General features: G+C 44.4%; 15 protein-coding genes. 11 read left to right on the top strand and 4 right to left on the bottom strand.

Going from position 1 to position 17,960, the window contains the following annotated elements; translation table 11 throughout:
• Positions 1-38: 38 nt before the first annotated feature.
• Positions 39-1,418 (bottom strand): glutamate--tRNA ligase, encoded by a 1,380-nt coding sequence (gltX, locus tag ABFQ95_01725; protein MEN8236259.1) that lies wholly within the window; start codon positions 1,416-1,418, stop codon positions 39-41.
• A 40-nt stretch (positions 1,419-1,458) separates the two neighbouring features.
• Between gltX and ABFQ95_01720 the strand changes: the two genes are divergently transcribed.
• The 3 genes from ABFQ95_01720 to ABFQ95_01710 all read left to right on the top strand — a co-directional run bounded on the left by ABFQ95_01720 (position 1,459) and on the right by ABFQ95_01710 (position 5,945).
• Positions 1,459-3,513 carry a ComEC/Rec2 family competence protein gene (locus ABFQ95_01720; protein ID MEN8236258.1) on the top strand — a complete coding sequence of 685 codons (2,055 nt, stop codon included), beginning with the start codon at positions 1,459-1,461 and terminating at the stop codon, positions 3,511-3,513.
• A gap of 53 nt (positions 3,514-3,566) precedes the next feature.
• Positions 3,567-5,009 (top strand): FAD-dependent oxidoreductase, encoded by a 1,443-nt coding sequence (locus ABFQ95_01715; protein MEN8236257.1) that lies wholly within the window; start codon positions 3,567-3,569, stop codon positions 5,007-5,009.
• Positions 5,010-5,219: 210 nt separating this feature from the next.
• On the top strand, positions 5,220-5,945 hold the full coding sequence (locus tag ABFQ95_01710; GenBank protein ID MEN8236256.1) for a TVP38/TMEM64 family protein: 726 nt from the start codon (positions 5,220-5,222) through the stop codon (positions 5,943-5,945).
• Positions 5,946-5,965: 20 nt separating this feature from the next.
• Here the strand turns inward: ABFQ95_01710 and ABFQ95_01705 are convergent, their stop codons facing one another.
• Both ABFQ95_01705 and ABFQ95_01700 read right to left on the bottom strand, forming a co-directional pair.
• On the bottom strand, positions 5,966-6,421 hold the full coding sequence (locus ABFQ95_01705; protein ID MEN8236255.1) for a hypothetical protein: 456 nt from the start codon (positions 6,419-6,421) through the stop codon (positions 5,966-5,968).
• Positions 6,422-6,525: 104 nt separating this feature from the next.
• Complete coding sequence (locus ABFQ95_01700; GenBank protein ID MEN8236254.1) at positions 6,526-7,128, bottom strand: CDP-alcohol phosphatidyltransferase family protein; 603 nt, start codon at positions 7,126-7,128, stop codon at positions 6,526-6,528.
• Positions 7,129-7,546: 418 nt separating this feature from the next.
• On the opposite strand from ABFQ95_01700, the gene ABFQ95_01695 reads away from it, so the two are divergent.
• The 8 genes from ABFQ95_01695 (at position 7,547) to ABFQ95_01660 (ending at position 15,849) form a co-directional block, all read left to right on the top strand.
• On the top strand, positions 7,547-8,737 hold the full coding sequence (locus ABFQ95_01695) for a cation:dicarboxylase symporter family transporter (protein MEN8236253.1): 1,191 nt from the start codon (positions 7,547-7,549) through the stop codon (positions 8,735-8,737).
• Positions 8,738-8,996: 259 nt separating this feature from the next.
• On the top strand, positions 8,997-10,034 hold the full coding sequence (gene tsaD, locus ABFQ95_01690; GenBank protein MEN8236252.1) for a tRNA (adenosine(37)-N6)-threonylcarbamoyltransferase complex transferase subunit TsaD: 1,038 nt from the start codon (positions 8,997-8,999) through the stop codon (positions 10,032-10,034).
• Between the two features lie 15 nt (positions 10,035-10,049).
• Complete coding sequence (locus tag ABFQ95_01685; GenBank protein ID MEN8236251.1) at positions 10,050-11,030, top strand: NAD(P)H-dependent glycerol-3-phosphate dehydrogenase; 981 nt, start codon at positions 10,050-10,052, stop codon at positions 11,028-11,030.
• 13 nt (positions 11,031-11,043) lie between these two features.
• Positions 11,044-11,451, top strand: coding sequence for an EVE domain-containing protein (locus ABFQ95_01680; protein ID MEN8236250.1), 408 nt, complete (start codon positions 11,044-11,046; stop codon positions 11,449-11,451).
• Positions 11,448-12,404 carry an NAD-dependent epimerase/dehydratase family protein gene (locus ABFQ95_01675; GenBank protein MEN8236249.1) on the top strand — a complete coding sequence of 319 codons (957 nt, stop codon included), beginning with the start codon at positions 11,448-11,450 and terminating at the stop codon, positions 12,402-12,404. The genes ABFQ95_01680 and ABFQ95_01675 overlap by 4 nt, the downstream gene beginning before the upstream one ends.
• Positions 12,401-14,347, top strand: a complete 1,947-nt coding sequence (locus tag ABFQ95_01670; GenBank protein MEN8236248.1) for a nucleoside-diphosphate sugar epimerase/dehydratase — start codon at positions 12,401-12,403, stop codon at positions 14,345-14,347. Before ABFQ95_01675 ends, ABFQ95_01670 begins: the two co-directional genes overlap by 4 nt.
• 38 nt (positions 14,348-14,385) lie before the next feature.
• On the top strand, positions 14,386-15,078 hold the full coding sequence (locus ABFQ95_01665) for a prepilin-type N-terminal cleavage/methylation domain-containing protein (protein ID MEN8236247.1): 693 nt from the start codon (positions 14,386-14,388) through the stop codon (positions 15,076-15,078).
• 3 nt (positions 15,079-15,081) lie between these two features.
• On the top strand, positions 15,082-15,849 hold the full coding sequence (locus ABFQ95_01660; GenBank protein ID MEN8236246.1) for a type II secretion system protein: 768 nt from the start codon (positions 15,082-15,084) through the stop codon (positions 15,847-15,849).
• Positions 15,850-15,958: 109 nt separating this feature from the next.
• Here the strand turns inward: ABFQ95_01660 and ABFQ95_01655 are convergent, their stop codons facing one another.
• Positions 15,959-17,755, bottom strand: coding sequence for a hypothetical protein (locus tag ABFQ95_01655; protein ID MEN8236245.1), 1,797 nt, complete (start codon positions 17,753-17,755; stop codon positions 15,959-15,961).
• Between the last annotated feature and the right edge of the window lie 205 nt (positions 17,756-17,960).

Here is a 17,960-nt window from a genome sequence, read left to right as displayed (position 1 = left end):
TTGGTGTCCTGCCTATTTTCAGGTAGGGCACCTATTTTTTAGGCTTGAGATGCAGCTTCTATTCTAGCAACCGATTCTTCGCGCCCTAAAACTTGCATCACCTCAAAAATACTAGGAGATACATTACTGCCAGTTAATGCTGCGCGCAACGGCTGGGCCAATTTACCTAGCTTTAAATCAATGGATTCTGCATATTCCCGGGCCGCTGCATCCAGTGCCTCTTCGGTCCAAGGCTCTAGATCGTTTAGTTTTTTGACAAAGCTCTTGATATGAGATCTTGCTTCATCCGTTAGTAATTTTTGCGCTTTTTCATTAATAGGTACAGGGCCTGTTTCTAGATAAATAGCAGAACTTTCCGCCAATTCTTTAAGGGTTTTGGCGCGTACCTTTAATCCTGGCATGCCTTTGGTTAAACGTTGTAGGCCTTGAGCGTCAATGTCCTGGGTGATGAAGGACTTTACACACTCAAGTAATTTTTCTTCCTTACACTCACGCAAATACAAACCATTGAGGTATAAAAGTTTATCCATGTCAAATCGTGCCGCTGATTTACCAATTCCGCTTAAATCAAACCATTCAATGGCTTGTGTGCGCGTAATTATCTCATCATCACCATGGGCCCAGCCCAAGCGCAACAGATAATTGCACAGCGCTTCAGGTAATAATCCCATATCTCGGTAAGCTTCAACGCCTAACGCTCCGTGTCGTTTGGAAAGCTTGGCGCCATCGCTGCCATGAATCAAGGGGATGTGTCCAAATTCTGGTGCAGTCCAGCCCACGGCTTGATAAAGCTGAAACTGCCTGAATGTATTGGTCAAATGATCATCCCCGCGCAGGACGTGGGTAACTCCCATATCATGGTCATCCACCACCACAGAAAGCATGTAGGTTGGGCTGTTATCTGAACGCAGTAGTATCATGTCATCAAGTTGTTTATTGCCCACTTTGACTTCACCCTGGACCAGATCCTTGACCACGGTTTCTCCTTCACGGGGTGACTTGAATCGGACAACAAATGGGCGATCCTGATCGCCTGCATCACGGCAACGACCATCATAACCAGGGGGGCGTTTTTGTGCTTTGGCTTCTGCGCGCCTTGCTTGTAGCTCTTCTGCGGTGCAATAGCACTTGTAAGCCTTGCCCTTCTCTAACAGGTCAAGAGCAACCTGTTGATGGCGCTCTGCGTGTTGTGATTGGAAATAAGTGGGTTGATCACTTTTTATTCCCAGCCAAGATAGGCTGACGTCAATGGCATCAATGGCTTCCTGGGTGGATCGGACCCTATCTGTGTCTTCTATGCGTACTAGGAATATCCCATTGTGGTGTTGTGCATACAGCCAATTGAAGAGTGCAGTACGTGCAGAGCCGATGTGTAAGAAACCTGTTGGTGAGGGAGCAAACCGTGTGACAATTCCCATGAAGTTATCCTTCTGTAAAAAAACTTGGAGTCATCTTACCATGGAAATTAAGACATTTCACGCTACCTTAAATTTTTTAACCGAAACTTTTGCTGCTGAAAGGGATCGTTGGTTTCTTTGGGCGCCCGTACTGGTTGGGTGTGGGATTGCCAGTTATTTTTCCTTGCAGAATGAACCAGATATTTGGGTAGGGCCTTTGATGTTTGGTGTTAGTTTCTTGCTGCGTATGGCGTTGCATTGGACATACGCGTTGCGTATTCTCTTTCAAGCATTGCTGTTGCTCAGCCTTGGCTTTATGGTTGCGCAAGTAAAGGCACATTTTCTCAAAACACCAATGTTATCTAATCCTGTTTCTTCCCGTTATATACTGGGAGATATTAGCCAAGTTGAGGTACGCCCTGATGGACAGCGCATTACCATAAAAAATTTATGGATTCCAGGGAATTATTGGCCAAGCCAGGAGTTGTTGCCAGAAAAAATTCGCTTCGTGTTGCGGGGTAAGTTGCAACCTGAAACTCCTCTGCTGCCTGGACAACGCATTTCCGTCAAAGTTGGATTGAATCCGCCTGGAGAACCGGTAGTCCCCGGAGGATTTGATTTTCGCAGGCAAGCTTACTTTCAAGGATTGGGTGCGGTTGGATTTGCCTTGACGACTCCAAAAGTCAAATGGGAACGGTCCGGTTGGGTGATCACAATGGCACGTTGGCGCCAGAAACTGACGCTCAAAATCCGAAAATCTGTACCAGGGGAAGCGGGCGTTATTGCAGCTGCGCTTATTACTGGAGATCGTAGTGGTATTTCAAATGAATTGCGCCAATCTTTTGCTGACGCTGGCCTGGCGCATATTCTCGCAATTTCTGGTTTGCATCTTAGCATTTTAGCTGGTCTGGTGTTTTTCTGTATTCGTCGAGGATTGTGTTTGGTTCCAAGAATTGCTTTAGATTATCCAATCAAGAAGTGGGCCGCAGCGATAACAATCTTGATAACACTGGGATATCTTATTCTATGTGGGCAGTCGGTGCCAGCCACCCGGGCATTCTTGATGACAAGTTTGATTATGCTGGCCATTATCTTAGATCGAGCCGCGCTGTCGATGCACAACGTGGCCGTTGCAGCTATGATATTGTTGCTGGTTTTTCCCGAAGTCTTAATTGGAGCCAGCTTTCAACTTTCCTTTGCAGCAGTCATTGCTCTGATTGCTGTTTATGAATCAAAACAATTGGCGTGGATGCAAATTTATGTCCGCAGTCACTGGTTGAAGCGGATGTGGTTATACGTAAGCGGTGTTTTGGGTACCAGCCTGATTGCCAGTCTGGCCACAGCGCCGTTTGGCGTTTATCACTTTGGGCGTTTTCCGTTGTATGGGATTTTAGCCAATTTGGTGGCTGTTCCACTAACAACGCTTTGGGTCATGCCCATGGCGGTTTTGAGCGTAATAGGATTTGCTGTTGGTAGCGCTACGTTGCCCTTAAAAGGTTTGGGTGCAGGAATTTCCGTGCTGATAACAATTGCAACAAGGGTTGCTAAGTGGCCGAATGCTGTGGTGTTACTGCCATCAGCGCCAGTTCTGGTGTTAGTGATTTTTTCTCTTGGTGGGTTGTGGCTGTGCTTGTGGAACCAGCCGTGGCGAAGGTGGGGAGCGTGGGGTTTTGCTCTGGCAGCTCTTTTGTTTTTGATGATGCCTCCCCCAGATATCTACATCGCAGGTACTGGTAAGGTGATTGGTATTCGAGGACGTGATGGTCGCTTGTGGTTGACGACGCGCCAAGCCAGCTCGTTTTTAAAAGATTCTTGGCAGCGTAACGGGGGTTTCAAGACAGTGAAAAGAATACCAAGAGATAAAGCGGTTTTAGGTAAGTCTTTAAGTTGCAGTCACTCGGTTTGTCACTACTTACACAACGGGCACGATGTGCGATTTACCCGCTCTCCAAAAGTTTTTCAGCTTGATTGCTCTGAATCTTGTTTGGGAATTGATGTATCGGCATTGCATGCCAGGGGCGCGCACGCCATTTGGCTGCTGAAAGGAAGGCAGCCCGTAATTGTAACCGCACAAGAGGAAGTGGGCAGGCGGCTCTGGAGTCGATTTGATAACTGAAAATCAACCATTGCTTGGTACCATGGCAGGATGCAAGGAGTGTAGAGAAATTCATGACCATTAAAACTGACATTTGTGTTATTGGAGCCGGTTCTGGCGGCCTATCCGTTGCTGTTGCAGCTACGCAAATGGGTGCTTCTACCGTTTTGATCGAGAGTGGTAAGATGGGCGGCGATTGCTTGAACTATGGCTGTGTGCCTTCAAAATCCTTATTAGCTTCTGCCAAAGCGGTGCATATGATTGAACGCCAGCGCCTGTATGGACTAAAGGGTCAATCTGCTCAGGTTGACCATGGCTTGGTGCACGACCACGTGTTTGATGTGATCAAAACCATTGCTCCGCATGATTCGGTTGAGCGGATGGAAAGTCTGGGTATTCGAGTTTTTAAGGGGCAAGCTTACTTTATTACACGCAAATTAATTAAGGTAGGCAATCAGATAATCCAGGCGCGGCGCTTTGTCATTGCTACCGGATCTTCGCCAGCGATACCGCCGATTCCCGGATTGCACGGCGATGATGCGGTGCATTTCTTCACCAATGAAACAATATTTGATGTCCAAGCGCACCTAAAACACCTGATTATTATTGGTGGAGGACCAATTGGTGTTGAAATGGCTCAGGCGCATTGTCGGCTTGGTTCAAAAGTAACTGTTATTCAGCGCTCACGGCTTATGCCCCGGGACGATGGGGAGGCTGTCGATGTTATCCGGCATAAGCTTGTTTCCGAAGGAGTCAAAGTATACGAGCACTCTGAAACTCTAAATGTGCGCAAAGATGAACAAGGAAACATCATTGTGGCAATCCGTAAGGGAGCCGAGTCCATTAATATTCAAGGCTCGCATCTATTGGTTGCAACAGGAAGACAGTCAAACGTCGACAGTTTGCGTCTGGAAGTCGCGGGGGTGGTCTATAGTGAAAAAGGAATTCAAGTGAATGAGAATTTGCGCACCAGCAACCGAAAAATTTATGCCGTGGGTGATGTAATCGGTCAACACTTGTTCACGCATATGGCCAGCTTTCATGCCAGCGTTGTGGTGCGTAATATGATTTTTGGATTCCCGCGGGCAAAGGCAAAAAGCTCTGCGGTCCCTTGGGTGACCTATACAGATCCTGAAATCGCCCAAGTTGGATTAACGGAAAGCCAGGCCCGTGCGAGGCTCCGTAACAGTCATTTGCGTATCTTGCGGTGGAATATAATGGAAAATGATAGGGTCCAGGCGGAACGCGCGGCCGATGCAGGATTGATCAAAGTGATTTGCACCCGAAGAGGAAAAGTTTTAGGGGCAACTATTGTAAGCCCGCATGCTGGAGAGCTTTTACTTCCCTGGAGTTTGGCAATCACTGAAAAGTTGAATATCAAGGCGATTGCCAAGAGCATTGTGGCCTATCCGACGGTGTCAGAAATCAGCAAACGAGTGGCAGGGAGTTTCTACACGCCTGTGTTGTTTGGGGAGAAGATGCGAAGGGTTGTGCGTTTTTTGATGCATTTCAGATGACAGAAATCAGAAATCAGAGGTCAGAGGTCAGAGGTCAGATGTCAGATAAACAACGCCCGTCATCCCGGACGTTGGCTTTGCAACTTAAGTCTGAAAGATTTGAGGGGCAAAGATTTACGATCCGGGATCCAATTTTTTATTAAAATTAAAAAAAATAATTGGACCCTATCCCGGATCAAGTATTTTAACTACGACGAAATAGGAAATTAAATGCCAGAAAAGTCAATTAAGAAATTCTTGCACCGGTTTGGTCCGCTGTTGGTATTGCTGGTGGGTTTGGGGATGTTTTTTTTGTTCGAACTTGAGCAGTATTTGACTTTTGAAATGTTGAAACACCATCGTCAAGCCTTGCTAGGTTTTGTTGGCCGGTATGTTATTTTGGCTCCTTTGATCTATATGTTGTTGTATATCCTTGTGGTTGCCTTTTCGGTTCCCGGAGGCGCCGTGATGACCATTACCGGTGGTTTTCTGTTTGGCAGCCTATTTGGCACCATCTATGTCGTCATCGCTGCCACCATTGGAGCAACCATCCTATTTTTGATTGCCAAAACCGCACTGGGAGAATCACTGCGCACCTACGCTGGACCTTGGATAAACAAGATGCGCAAAGGATTCCAAGAGGATGGCTTTCATTATTTGCTGGTACTGCGTTTGATTCCTTTGTTTCCTTTTTTCGTGGTCAACCTGGTGCCAGCATTTTTAGGCGTTACAACGCGCACTTATGTGGGCGCAACGCTGATTGGCATTATCCCAGGTAGTTTTGTCTACGCAACTGTTGGCGCAGGAATTGGCAGCGTGTTTGACGCCGGAGAAACGTTTGAGGTTGCCAATATTTTCACCACTCAAGTGTGGTTGGCATTGATTGGGTTGGCTGTGCTGGCAATTTTGCCTGTGGTGTATAGGAGGTTTAAGCGCAAGAAAAAGGGGGGCAAGTAGCCCCCCTAGACTAATTAAGTCTATTGTTTTACACATTTCAAACCTAAGTCAATACCTAGTTTCTTTCTTGTAACTAATTTAATATCCTTTCCCCCCTCCATAGTGCATTTAGCAGGTGTTGGGTTACCACCGGTTTTAAAGGCAATAATCCATTGTCCCGGCGTAACCCTTATACTCTTGCCAGGAGGCAATTTATAGTCTGTAGGTTCTGGGCAATCTTCTTCTTGAAAACCTTCAACAACAGCTTCTTTAAATTGAGCCATTATATCGAAAACTGAGCTCTTAGCTGTGATGCCGCTTAAACCACCTTTAAATTTATCAGCCCCTTTTGCTTTTTCATCACAGGTTCCGTTGAAGACCATCACTGCAATCTCGCGTTTGCTTCCAGAAATAACCTGGCTTACCGCTTGAACTTCTGACGTCAAAAACACAAGGCCAACAAATAAAACCATATATGTAATAAATTCTTTTTTCATAATGCTTCTCCTTTAATTTAAATATTTTGTGTCAATAGAATATATCTCTACACTATTATTCTATATTTAAATTATTAATATTTTGTTAATTTATAATATTTGTGTTAGTTAAAATCTTTCCACGCCTCATAGCTGCGTCCCAAACAAGTGATCAAACACATAATTCCATAAATAAAAGCAATTACTGGGATATAATTTGGTAACAAGCACATCAATATCATTACAAGAATAGTCTCAGTTCCCTCACAAAGCCCTCCCAAATAGTAAAGCGATTTTTTGCCGCGTTCTTCGCTCTGTTTACCTTGTTTAGCTGCCATAATGGCATAAGCCAAGAAAGATGTCATCGCCCCTGTATAGCTGAAAATTAAAAAAGCAATCCAGGGGGCATTTTTAGGGTTTACAATGGCAAAGGCACAAGCCACCCCTGCGTAGATTAAAAAATCGCACACGATGTCCAGGTAACCGCCAAAATCACTCATAGTTTTAAGGCGCGCCAGGCTGCCATCGAGCCCATCGAAGAGCCGATTGAGGAGGATAAAGCTGAGGCCTGCAAGATAGTTTTCAAGCGCAATGCAGAGGATCCCGAGCATGCCAAAGAAAAATCCCATCAGGGTCAAGGCATTGGGAGTGATGTTTGTTTTGGATAAAAGCCGAGCGCCAACATTAAGTGGCGGATCAACCCAGGGGCGTAGTTTAGCATCAAGCATGGTTTTTGATAGAGTTTATATTTACGTTTGATTAATTATGAACGCATGCAGAGCGGTTGTCTATGCATCTTGCAACGAGTGCATATGCGCTTTTTGGGAGATTCTTTTCTGAAGTGGTCATGTTGTGAATATGAGAGATCTAATTACGTTTGAGGGGGCATCTGTTACGGAACTTGAGGAAAGTCTCAAACTTTCAGTAGAGACTTATTTAGAACATTGTCGAGAAACAGGTTGTGAACCCGATAAACTCTATAGCGGTAACATTTCTTTGCGTACCACTCCAGATCTACATCGTTGTTTCATCAGCGCTTAAGGCAGTTTCTCTTGTGTTTGCATTTCTCCACTCGTATCCTTATTTATGAACAGATAGAACAACCTCAGATCAAGAGGTGTTCGAAAACAAAAGGTTTTAAACTCGATGTGGTCTCAAATTGCCAAAGTAAAACTACCCCTGATTTTACTTGCTGAAGTGATATTCTGCCTTACCCTCGGGGACCTGGTTCCTGAAAACATCAAGGCTTTTCTATATTCCCTGAGCCTAGCCATGAAAGATATTTTATTATTCGTGCTGCCAGCGATTATCTTTTCATTTGTGGTCAGTAGCTTGTCAGATCTAAAACAAGGTGCTCTGTCGTTTGTTATTTTGCTGTTTTCGATGATCTGTCTTTCCAATTTTACCTCGACTTGTCTTTCTGGCTTTTTAGGGTCCTTGGTATTTAACAATCTTGCCATCATTCCTAATGTGCAAACATCTGCTGTGGAGTTGCAGCCTTTGTGGCAGCTGGCATTGCCAAAATTGATCCCCAATGAGGCCGCTCTTGGAGCAGGACTTGTGCTTGGGTTGGCTTTCTCATTTGTTGCTTGGAAACCGGGCAGAAATTTGGCGCAGGCGTCACAGCGATTCTCTATTGCCGTACTGAACAAGGTATTTATTCCTGTTATTCCCATTTTTCTGGTCGGCTTCTTGTTGAAATTACAACATGACCAATTGCTGGCGCTGATCTGCAAAAATTATCTCTCAATTTTTTTGATGATTTCGGTGTTTTTGGTTGTCTACCTTGTTTTGACGTATGGATTTGCTAGTAATTTTCATCTAAAAAAATGGGGGGCAAGCCTTCGCAATATGCTGCCGGCAGCTTTGGCCGGCTTTAGTTCGATGTCTAGTGCGGCAGCCATGCCGCTAACAATTTTGGGAAGTGAACAAAATTGCGATAACAAAAGCCTGGCTCGTGGTGTGGTGCCCATTACCACTAATATCCACCTGGTGGGTGATTGTATTGGCATTCCAATCATGGCATTGGCTATTTTGTTATCGTTTGGCGGCACTCTGCCAAGTGCCTCCGAGTACATTGTTTTTGCGGGCTTTTTTGTGCTAGCCAAATTTGCAGTCGCTGCCGTTCCCGGTGGTGGAATCTTGGTAATGCTGCCCATTCTAGAGCAACACTTGGGTTTTTCAGGGGAAATGCTGTCTCTCATCACCATGTTGTATATGATGTTTGACCCAGTGTTAACGAGTTCAAACGTGATGGGTAATGGTGGCTTTGCCATGGTGATTGCTAAAATTGTTTCCGGTAAGCGGGTGAGGGCAAGGGTGGGGGTAGAAGAGTAGAATGGGGAGAGCAGGCTTGCAACAAGGGGCACACCTTTAATTTTGTTTTGGCTCTTTTGAAAAACGTGTGGATAAGCTAAATTTCACAATTTCATGGCTTTGATGGCGTAGTGTGTCTGGGAGAATCTCGTTTTTAGAAATCTCACGAGTACCCTCAACAGATGCAACAGAACCATAATTTGCTTGCCCTGCCGAACAAAACCATTAAACGACCCGATTTTCCTTGCACTTTTACGTGTAACCATGTTTGATAATTATCATGCAAATACTTGGAATTGAAACCAGTTGTGATGAAACAGCTGTTGCGATTGTAACGGATCAACGTGAGATCAAAGCCAATCTTATGCATTCCCAACTGAAAGAGCATGCAAGCTATGGTGGTGTGGTGCCGGAAGTTGCCTCACGCGCGCACCTTGATTACCTTGACGGATTGATTCGACAAGCCATGCATGAAGCAGGGGTTGGTTTTTCCGATCTCAATGGGATTGCTGTCACCGGCGGTCCGGGGTTGATTGGAGGGGTTATGGTTGGTGTAATGATGGCCAAGTCCATTGCTGTTGTGCATGATCTGCCTTTTTTGGTGGTGAATCACTTGGCGGGACATGCGCTGACCGTGCGTTTAACCGATGATGTGGCATTTCCTTATTTGTTGCTTTTGGTTTCTGGTGGGCATTGTCAATTGTTGGTGGTAGAAGAATCAGATCGTTTTCGTTTATTGGGTACTACCATGGATGATGCTGTGGGGGAAGCATTTGACAAAACGGCACGTCTGCTGGGATTTCCTTATCCTGGCGGACCAGCAATCGAGAAATATGCAACAAAAGGTAATCCAGATGCCTTTGCTTTTCCGCGCCCGTTAGTTGTCAGAAAGGCAGGGCGCCAGGCGTCTCCTTTTGCCTTTTCTTTTTCAGGACTTAAAACGGCTGTTCGGCAAACGATTGAGGCAATCAAACCTCTTTCAGAGCAAAAAATTGCCGATGTTTGTGCCTCTTTTCAAGCGGCTGTAGGAGATATCTTATTGAACCGTACGGAGAATGCGCTGCAATGGTGTCGTGACAATGCCCCACAAGTGGATAAGCTAGTTGTAGCAGGTGGTGTGGCAGCCAATCAATATCTGCGCGGACGCTTGCAAGCAGTGGTGAGGCAGCATCAGGTTGCCTTTTATGCTCCGCCTGTTGCATTATGTACCGACAATGGGGCCATGATTGCCTGGGCTGGGATTGAAAAGTTGCAAAAATCTCAGGTGGATTCGCTTGATTTTGCTCCAAGGCCCCGTTGGCCATTAGAAGAATTGTGAAGGAGATTAACTCAAATGTCGACAGTCAGTATTATTGGTGCTGGTTCTTGGGGAACCGCAGTTGCAACCATAGTGGCACGCGCAGGGGCACAACCGACATTATGGGCCCGAGAACAAGATGTTGTCCAGCAAATTGCCGAACATGGCGAAAACCAGAACTTCCTTCCAGGAATCAAGCTGGATTCGATGATTACTGCCACGACTGATTTGTCTGAAGCTTGTAAGGCTGACATTATTGTGTTGGCAGTACCGGCGCAATTTATTCGTTCTGTCGCTACAGAAATGGCCAAACATGCGTCACGGGATGCTTATCTTATGGTTGCTTCTAAAGGCATTGAAGTGGACACGGGTCTGTTCATGAGTGAAATTTTGGATGAAATTTTACCGGGGCGGCCGGTTGCTATTTTGTCAGGTCCAAGTTTTGCTGATGAAGTAGCCCGAGGGTTGCCTGCTGCTGCAACTCTGGCAAGTGAATCTCTAACAACAAGCGCCTGGCTGGCGCGTTCTTTTCAAAGTGATTCGTTTCAGATTGAAACCAGTGATGATGTCATTGGTACGCAAATTGGCGGGGCTCTCAAAAATGTTCTGGCCATTGCTGTTGGAATTATCTATGGGCGCAATATGGGCTTTAATACACCGATGGTTGTGCTTACCAAAGGTTTGGCTGAAATGGTGCAGGTGGCTGTAGCCAAAGGGGGTAGACCAGAAACACTGATGGGATTTTCTGGTATTGGTGATATTTGTCTGACTTGTACCAGTGAGACGTCGCGAAATCGAGCATTTGGTGTAAAAATCGGGCAAGGAGTACCCGCATCCAAGTTGATGGCAGAACTTGACACAGTGGTCGAAGGAGCTCCCACGGCTATAGCTGTTGCCAAGTTGGCCAAAAAATTAGGGGTGCAATTGCCCGTTATGGAAGCCGTGGACAAAATTGTCCGCAAGGGAAGTGACGTGGCATTTGTTCTTGAAGAGTTGCATTTGCAATCAGCAGTTTAGGGGGAGAAATAGGATGAGCTACTGGTTATTAAAATCAGAACCGGAAACCTGGTCATGGAATGATCAAGTGCGAGACGGTGTTGCTGAGTGGGATGGGGTACGCAGTTTTCAAGCTGCTAAGAATCTCAAGGCAATGGTGGTTGGAGATCAGGCTTTTTTCTATCACTCTGGCAAGGAAAGGCAGATTGTGGGTTTGGTTGAAATTGTGCGTACAGCTTACCCAGATCCATCTGATCCCAGTGGTCGATTTGTAATGGTTGATGTTAAGGCCAAGCAAACATTGCCCCACCCTGTGTCCTTGGCAGCAATTAAGCAAGACCCAAGGATGCAACAATTGGCGTTGGTACGTCAGTCACGCTTGTCTGTGATGCCGATTGATCCAGAATCTTGGGAGATTTTGCTTGCAATGGGGCAAACATGAAAACCGCTTTGGTGACGGGAGCTTCAGGATTTGTGGGCCGTGCTTTGTGTGAGTCTCTGGTTAAGCAAGGTGTTCAAGTGCATGCTGTGGTGCGCGATGCCCGCAGGGCACCTGATCAGACCCAACCGTTTTGTATTAATGATATTAGAGAGTTCGTTGAATGGGAAGATCGGCTCGCAGATGTTGAAGTTGTGTTTCATTTAGCAGGCTTGGCGCATCAAGTGCGATTGGGAAAGCTGGATCAGCATTCTCAGCAGCTTGATATCATGTGTGCTTTTAATGTTGTACCTACAAGACGACTCGCGCAAGCAGCTGAAAAAGCTGGGGTCAAGCGTTTTGTGTATGTTAGTTCGATTAAGGTCAATGGAGAACAAACCCAAAATCAGGCTTTTTGTGAGCAAGATACACCTTGTCCAGAAGATGCCTATGGTCAGTCTAAATGGATGGCTGAGCAAGCGCTTGAGAGCGTAGATGTTGAAACAGTGATTATACGACCACCTTTGGTCTATGGCGAAGGGGTAAAGGGAAATTTTTTGTCATTGCTTAAGCTGTGTGATACTTTCGTTCCGTTGCCTTTTTCTTGTATTCGGAATCAACGTAGTCTAATTTATTTACAGAATTTGGTTGATGCACTCTGTCTATGTGCACACCATCCCAATGCAGCAAACAAAGTATTTTTAGTGAAAGATGGCATGGATACGATGACAGTAGATTTGGTGAAAGGCATGCGTCAGTGTTTAGGGCGCTTTACTGGCCTGTTTCCTCTTCCTGCTACTGTATTAAAAACAGTGTTTCGATTAATGGGTCGCTCAATTGTCTGGGAGAAATTTTCCGGATCATTGCAAGTGAATGACGACCAAATTCGAGGTTTACTTGGGTGGACTCCCCCATTTTCTCTTACGCAAGGGTTACAAAATACAGTGCGTTGGTATCAAAACGCTCAGGAGAAATGATGAGATTTTCAGTAATTCCCTTTATGCAAAAAATGATTGCAGTCTTGCAAAGTAAGGTAGATTATGTCAACCGATCTACATTTGCCTTGATTTATGATGTGACTGTCTCAAGTCTGTCTGTCCCGTTGGCGCTGCTGTTGCGAGTGGGTTTAGATATCAATAAGTATGCTCCTTACTATATTGCCAAACACATGGTTGTTTTTGGCGTTATTTGTGCGGGAACTTATTGGTGGGTGCGTTTAGATCGAGTGGTTTGGCGTTATGTCTCCACGCGCGAACTTTGGGTTATTGTACGTGCAGTTAGTATTGCGGTGATTTGCTACGGATTTTTGTGGTTTCTGCTGTCTGCTCACCAAGCGTTGCCTCGCTCAATAGCAGTGATTGCATGGTTTCTCACAATTGGTTTTTTAGGTGGTGCGCGTTTTGCCTATCGGATGATTTGTGATTTTCAAGAAGCACATTCGTATCCAAAAGAATCCGTGGATTCAAAAAGAATCCTCCTTATTGGGATTAGTGATCACACGGAAAAATTTATCCGGGCAACCCTTAACAATCCTGCCAATCCATTTGATATTGTAGGTATTGTTGAGGAAGGAACCTCGCGTATTGGACGTCAGATTCATGGGGTTGATATTCGAGGTACTGTAACCAACCTGGAAAAAGTGCTTGAGTACTTGCAGGAGAGCAATCTCTCGCCGGATATTGTCGTGGTGGGTGATCTTCAAGGGGGCGGTGCTACTTTAAGGCAGATCTTTGAATATTGCCAGCCATATCAGCTGCCAGTTAAACGTTTGCCAAAGCTTGTTGAATGGGCTGTTGAGCAGATGAGTCCAGCGTCTTTGAATCCTGTTGCTCTTGAAGATCTGTTAAGGCGCCCACAAATTTCTCTTGAGCAACAAGGGGTGCAAGAGTTGATTCAGGGGAGCAAAATTTTGGTAACCGGTGCAGGTGGATCCATAGGATCAGAACTGGTGCGGCAAATATGCAGTTTTAATCCAAGCCAGATTTTGCTGCTAGATAATTCAGAATACGCACTTTATCGTATTCATCAGGAAGTGAGCCAAGAATTTGCAAAAATCTCTAATAATATGATTTTAGCCGATGTTTCTGATCGCGCGCGTATTCAAGAGCTCTTTTCCAATCTTAAACCGGACCTCGTGTTTCATGCCGCCGCTCTTAAACATGTGCCCATTGTTGAAGAGAACCCCGTTGAAGCAGTAATTACCAATGTCGTTGGCACAAAATGTGTGGCTGAGGCGTGCCGAGAGAATCAGGTCAAAGCTATGGTGATGATTTCAACGGATAAAGCCATTAACCCTTCTAGTATCATGGGGGCAACCAAGCGTCTGGCAGAACGTTATTGTCAGAGTCTGGATGTAGCCACTCAGGCAACACGCTTCGTGACGGTACGGTTTGGTAATGTTTTGGGATCCACTGGTTCTGTTGTTCCCCTATTTCAAAGTCAGATTGAAAAAGGCGGCCCCATTACCATTACTGATCCAAAGATGCAGCGTTATTTTATGACCATTGCAGAAGCAGTGGAGTTAGTCCTACAAGCAGCGACTTTGGGGATGAATCCGCAACAGCAAAAGGGAGAGATTTATGTTTTGGATATGGGAGCACCTTTGTATGTTGAAGACGTCGCCCGGCATCTTATTCGGTTAGCTGGGTTGCGGCCAGATCAGGATATTGAATTGAAGTATGTTGGCAGTCGTGCTGGTGAAAAGCTTTTTGAAGAACTGTTTTATCCAACGGAGCAAAAGCAAGAAACCTTTTGTTCGTTGATTCACGTTGCACATTCCACGATCCAGCGGCAGGATATAAGTCATGCCCTTGACGAGTTAGAAAAATACGCCCGCAAACACCAAAAACGCCAAACCATGCATTTGCTGCAGGCTATGGTGCCTGAATATTCATCACCTATTTTGCAAAATGTGGGTTAGGGTTATTCCTGAAATGTTAATTTTAGGAATAAATTGGGATGCCAAAAAAAGCGCGTTGTCTTGCGACCCAGCTAAATGCTGGCTTTAGTTTAGTTGAACTAGCCATCGTGCTTGTGGTGATTGGCCTCATTATAGGAGGTGTTTTAAAAGGGCAACAGCTGATTGAGAGTGCTCGGTTAAAATCAGTTCTTTCACAACTCAATGAATTTCGCCTAGCGACTGGGATTTTTATCGATCGTTTTGGGGGTCTACCGGGTGATTTTCAACATGCCAAAGAGTATATTCATTCATCCTTAAGAAATGGAAGCGGTAACGGAATCATTGAGGGAGCGGGTTTGCAAGCTGGAACCGAAGCGCAACAGTACTGGATGCACCTTTCCAAAGCCCAGCTCATTAGTTTTTCAGGTAGCGAAAATAGCGATAGCATTGGGTTTGGAATCACCGCACCGGCTTCTCGCTTGGGAGGTGGTTACACAGTGGTCTACCATCCAGAAAGTGATATGCCTGGGCATTGGTATTTGTTGGGAGAAGCGTTAAATGGTCATGGCGATGGTGCATTGTTAACACCCGCCCAAGCATTGAGCCTTGATCAGCAGGTGGATACGGGAATGCCAACAAGTGGCCGAGTGCGTAGTTTTACCGGCAAAGGTGCTAAATCAGAATGTATCGTCAAAGGGTTCTACAACCTACAGTATACCGGCAGGGCATGTATCATGTATTTTGAGTTTTAAGTCATGATTCAAGAAAACAATAGGTCTGGCTTTTCTTTAATCGAAGTAGCCATTGCGCTTACTATCATTGGTATTATGGTTGGTTATGCGGTGCCAACTTTTATGAAATATCGTCAGCATAAGCAATTTCAAGTCACCCGAAATCATCAAGAGGTGATTTTATATAGCTTGGCTTCTTATCTACTCTCTGCAAAACAAATTCCCTGTCCAGCAGATCCCGCTGCGCCGGCTAAGACATTTGGAAGTGCGCGTTTAATGTGCACAGTGCCTGCAAATAAATTGATAGGGATTGTGCCTTTTCGAACGCTGGGTCTTCCCGAATCGATTGTTAAAGATGGTTTTGGACGCTATTTTACCTACGCAATTGATAAAGAAGTTCGTAATGAAGATTTTGGATTTGATGATCAGGAGGACTATTATTGTTCCCGTAAAGGTGGAGTCGGTAGCAACCGTTTGCTTGTAAAAAATGAGTTGGGTGAATCTATATTTTCTCAAGGCACTGGGGACAACAAAGAGCGAGAGGACGACTTTGTGGTGGCGGTTCTTGTTAGTTACGGTCCAACTGGCAATGGTGCTTTTCTCAAAGGTGGGTCTCGGATCAAGGGAGATAAACTGAGTTTGGATGAGCAATTGAATACCAATTCAACTCTCACTTTTGTCGATCGGCCGTATTCAATTGTGACTGATCACCCTTTCCGGCAGATTGTCAAATGGGTGAGTCACAAGAACTTAGCAGGGGTGTATGCTCGAAATGCGTGTCGGGTTGAGTAACAAAAAAATGAGGCACTGATAAACAAGGGTTGCCGATCCCCCAAGCCCCTTGTAAGGGCTTGGAGTTATAAGTTATCAGGACATAAGATTCCTTATCTTACGTTAAATTTTATTGCTCTATCAAATTTGCAACATGAAAATCAAAATAGTCGAACATCATTTGAATATGATAAGGAAAATTTTCTCTATCGAAATAATCATCTTTCAGTAAACCATCATAATTTGGATGCCAGTAGCATGCATTATATTCTGGTAAAACTCTCATCTCATTGTAGGTTAAGTTATCGAGAAGGCTATGCCCTTCAATATAAGCTTCGTAGGCGTCAATAGCAAAATGAGGATTTTGGACACTTGGAAAATACAAGGTATTATGTCCCTGCTCATCAGATTGATGCTTTGCAATCATTGCATTGCGGGTATCGTCTTCATCACTAATGTCAATTTGATTCATTGTGACAAGGCTGATGTTGGGAAGTGATCTCTTATTTGCCTTACAATCACGAACTATCTCTTCGATGACATAAGCGGGTCCTCCTCCTGAGCCAACAACATCAATGAAAAAAGTATTATGATTCAGTAAATCGGAGTTGTCAGAGCTCAATCCAGTTGCTTGCATTCGATTTCTTAGGTGCTCTAAACGCTCTAGAGTAACGATATTTTTCATGGTTGGTAGGCTACCTGCGCGCATTTTGTTTGGCGTTCCTGAAAATGGAAAAATCACAATGTTTCGATAGTTTGGATCGTGTGAATTATCAGAGACAAGATGGTGTAGTGCACGACCTACGTAATAAGGTGAGTTTCCAAAACAAACCAACATGTCTCCGGGTTGAGAAAGCTGCATAATTTTTTGCGAGGCATCAAAAATAGCTCGAATCAACTTTGGAGATAAAAAACTGATGTTGCTGAGTGTCTGAAAATGCTCTCTTTTATCTTCTGGATTCTCTGGAATACCAAAATTTTTATAGCTAAACAGATCATCCATAAATTCATCAAAAGATTTTTTAGTATTAGGGTGATTTATTTTTAAGTTTCTTCCTTCAGCAAAACATCGCAGATAAAAATCATAGGCTACCTCCTCTGCCTCTATATTCTGTAGAATAGCATTCTTGGTAGCCATAAATGCTTTACGAACGAAGTCAGGTTGTTGCAATTGCACAATGGGGTTCCAACGAATTTTTGCTTTTTCCAATGTTCCTTCTCTTCCTGGTGAATTGTGCATAATCATACTAATTAAGTGCCCATCAGTGTATCCACACTTTTCACGCAGCCAACGCCAACCTTGACTATCAATAATCTTGATTGCGCCCTTTTCAGAATCGCCAAAAAATTGACCACTGAAAAATGTTTTAAAGAATTGGTCCAATCCTTCTTGTGAGGTCAGTTTTAGTTGTTCTGTTCCAGAAAAAACTTGGTCACTGAAAAATAAGTTCAAGATTTCTTCTTTCCGGGGAAGAAAATAATCTTCATTCTCAAAAGGGATAGTAAAGAATAGTCCAAATGTACTCTGTGCGCTTTGTACACTCAGGTTAATGCGATCGCATTCTAGGATTTTCTCATTACTCGCGAGTTTGTCGAACAGGTTTCCATATTTTTTTCTTTCTTCCGCAGGGAGAGATTCGAAATGATATATAGAAGTTACAAGGGGCTTAAAGGTAGCTGCTGCCTCGTCAGGGGATAAAGCTTTAAAACGGTCCCAATTTGTAATTTCTTCTCCCTTTATTGACTGTTTGACCAACTTTCGTAATTTTGTGCCAATTTTAAATAGTGTTGGATTAACGCTATTAAGGCTATTAAAGCTGAGAATGTTAGGCTCATCCGGTACATTTTCATTTGTGATACTTGCGTGCGCAAGATTACAAGCGATTAAACCGATGATTAGACTGTTCGTTAAAAATTTTAATTTCATAAGAAAACTCCTATTTACCAATGCCAAAGTATTTTGTTATGTGGATTACGTAGTGTTGGCTTTGTCAAAAGTCAATGGCTTATGGATATGATCGCACATAGCAAAAATCAGTATCTTCTCCAAATGTCAGGGTAGATCGTCCATTCAGATCCGTGTTGAATGACAATTGGGTATCCGAGGCTTATCTGCGATTATGCTTGCAAGT

This window comes from Pseudomonadota bacterium (assembly GCA_039714795.1).
In the GTDB taxonomy this organism is placed as follows: Bacteria; Pseudomonadota; Alphaproteobacteria; order JAGOMX01; family JAGOMX01; genus JBDLIP01.
The sequence above is the reverse complement of the archived record's forward strand: the minus strand, read 5'-3'. Positions and strand labels throughout refer to the sequence as shown.

Bases quoted from the DNA above. Each gene is read 5' to 3' on its own strand.
- ABFQ95_01685 (MEN8236251.1), top strand. From the start codon at position 10,050: ATGTCGACAGTCAGTATTATTGGTGCTGGTTCTTGGGGAACCGCAGTT.
- ABFQ95_01705 (MEN8236255.1), bottom strand. From the start codon at position 6,421: ATGAAAAAAGAATTTATTACATATATGGTTTTATTTGTTGGCCTTGTG.
- ABFQ95_01700 (MEN8236254.1), bottom strand. From the start codon at position 7,128: ATGCTTGATGCTAAACTACGCCCCTGGGTTGATCCGCCACTTAATGTT.
- ABFQ95_01665 (MEN8236247.1), top strand. From the start codon at position 14,386: ATGCCAAAAAAAGCGCGTTGTCTTGCGACCCAGCTAAATGCTGGCTTT.
- ABFQ95_01675 (MEN8236249.1), top strand. From the start codon at position 11,448: ATGAAAACCGCTTTGGTGACGGGAGCTTCAGGATTTGTGGGCCGTGCT.
- ABFQ95_01670 (MEN8236248.1), top strand. From the start codon at position 12,401: ATGATGAGATTTTCAGTAATTCCCTTTATGCAAAAAATGATTGCAGTC.
- ABFQ95_01660 (MEN8236246.1), top strand. From the start codon at position 15,082: ATGATTCAAGAAAACAATAGGTCTGGCTTTTCTTTAATCGAAGTAGCC.
- ABFQ95_01720 (MEN8236258.1), top strand. From the start codon at position 1,459: ATGGAAATTAAGACATTTCACGCTACCTTAAATTTTTTAACCGAAACT.
- tsaD (MEN8236252.1), top strand. From the start codon at position 8,997: ATGCAAATACTTGGAATTGAAACCAGTTGTGATGAAACAGCTGTTGCG.
- ABFQ95_01680 (MEN8236250.1), top strand. From the start codon at position 11,044: ATGAGCTACTGGTTATTAAAATCAGAACCGGAAACCTGGTCATGGAAT.
- gltX (MEN8236259.1), bottom strand. From the start codon at position 1,418: ATGGGAATTGTCACACGGTTTGCTCCCTCACCAACAGGTTTCTTACAC.
- ABFQ95_01695 (MEN8236253.1), top strand. From the start codon at position 7,547: ATGTGGTCTCAAATTGCCAAAGTAAAACTACCCCTGATTTTACTTGCT.
- ABFQ95_01710 (MEN8236256.1), top strand. From the start codon at position 5,220: ATGCCAGAAAAGTCAATTAAGAAATTCTTGCACCGGTTTGGTCCGCTG.
- ABFQ95_01655 (MEN8236245.1), bottom strand. From the start codon at position 17,755: ATGAAATTAAAATTTTTAACGAACAGTCTAATCATCGGTTTAATCGCT.
- ABFQ95_01715 (MEN8236257.1), top strand. From the start codon at position 3,567: ATGACCATTAAAACTGACATTTGTGTTATTGGAGCCGGTTCTGGCGGC.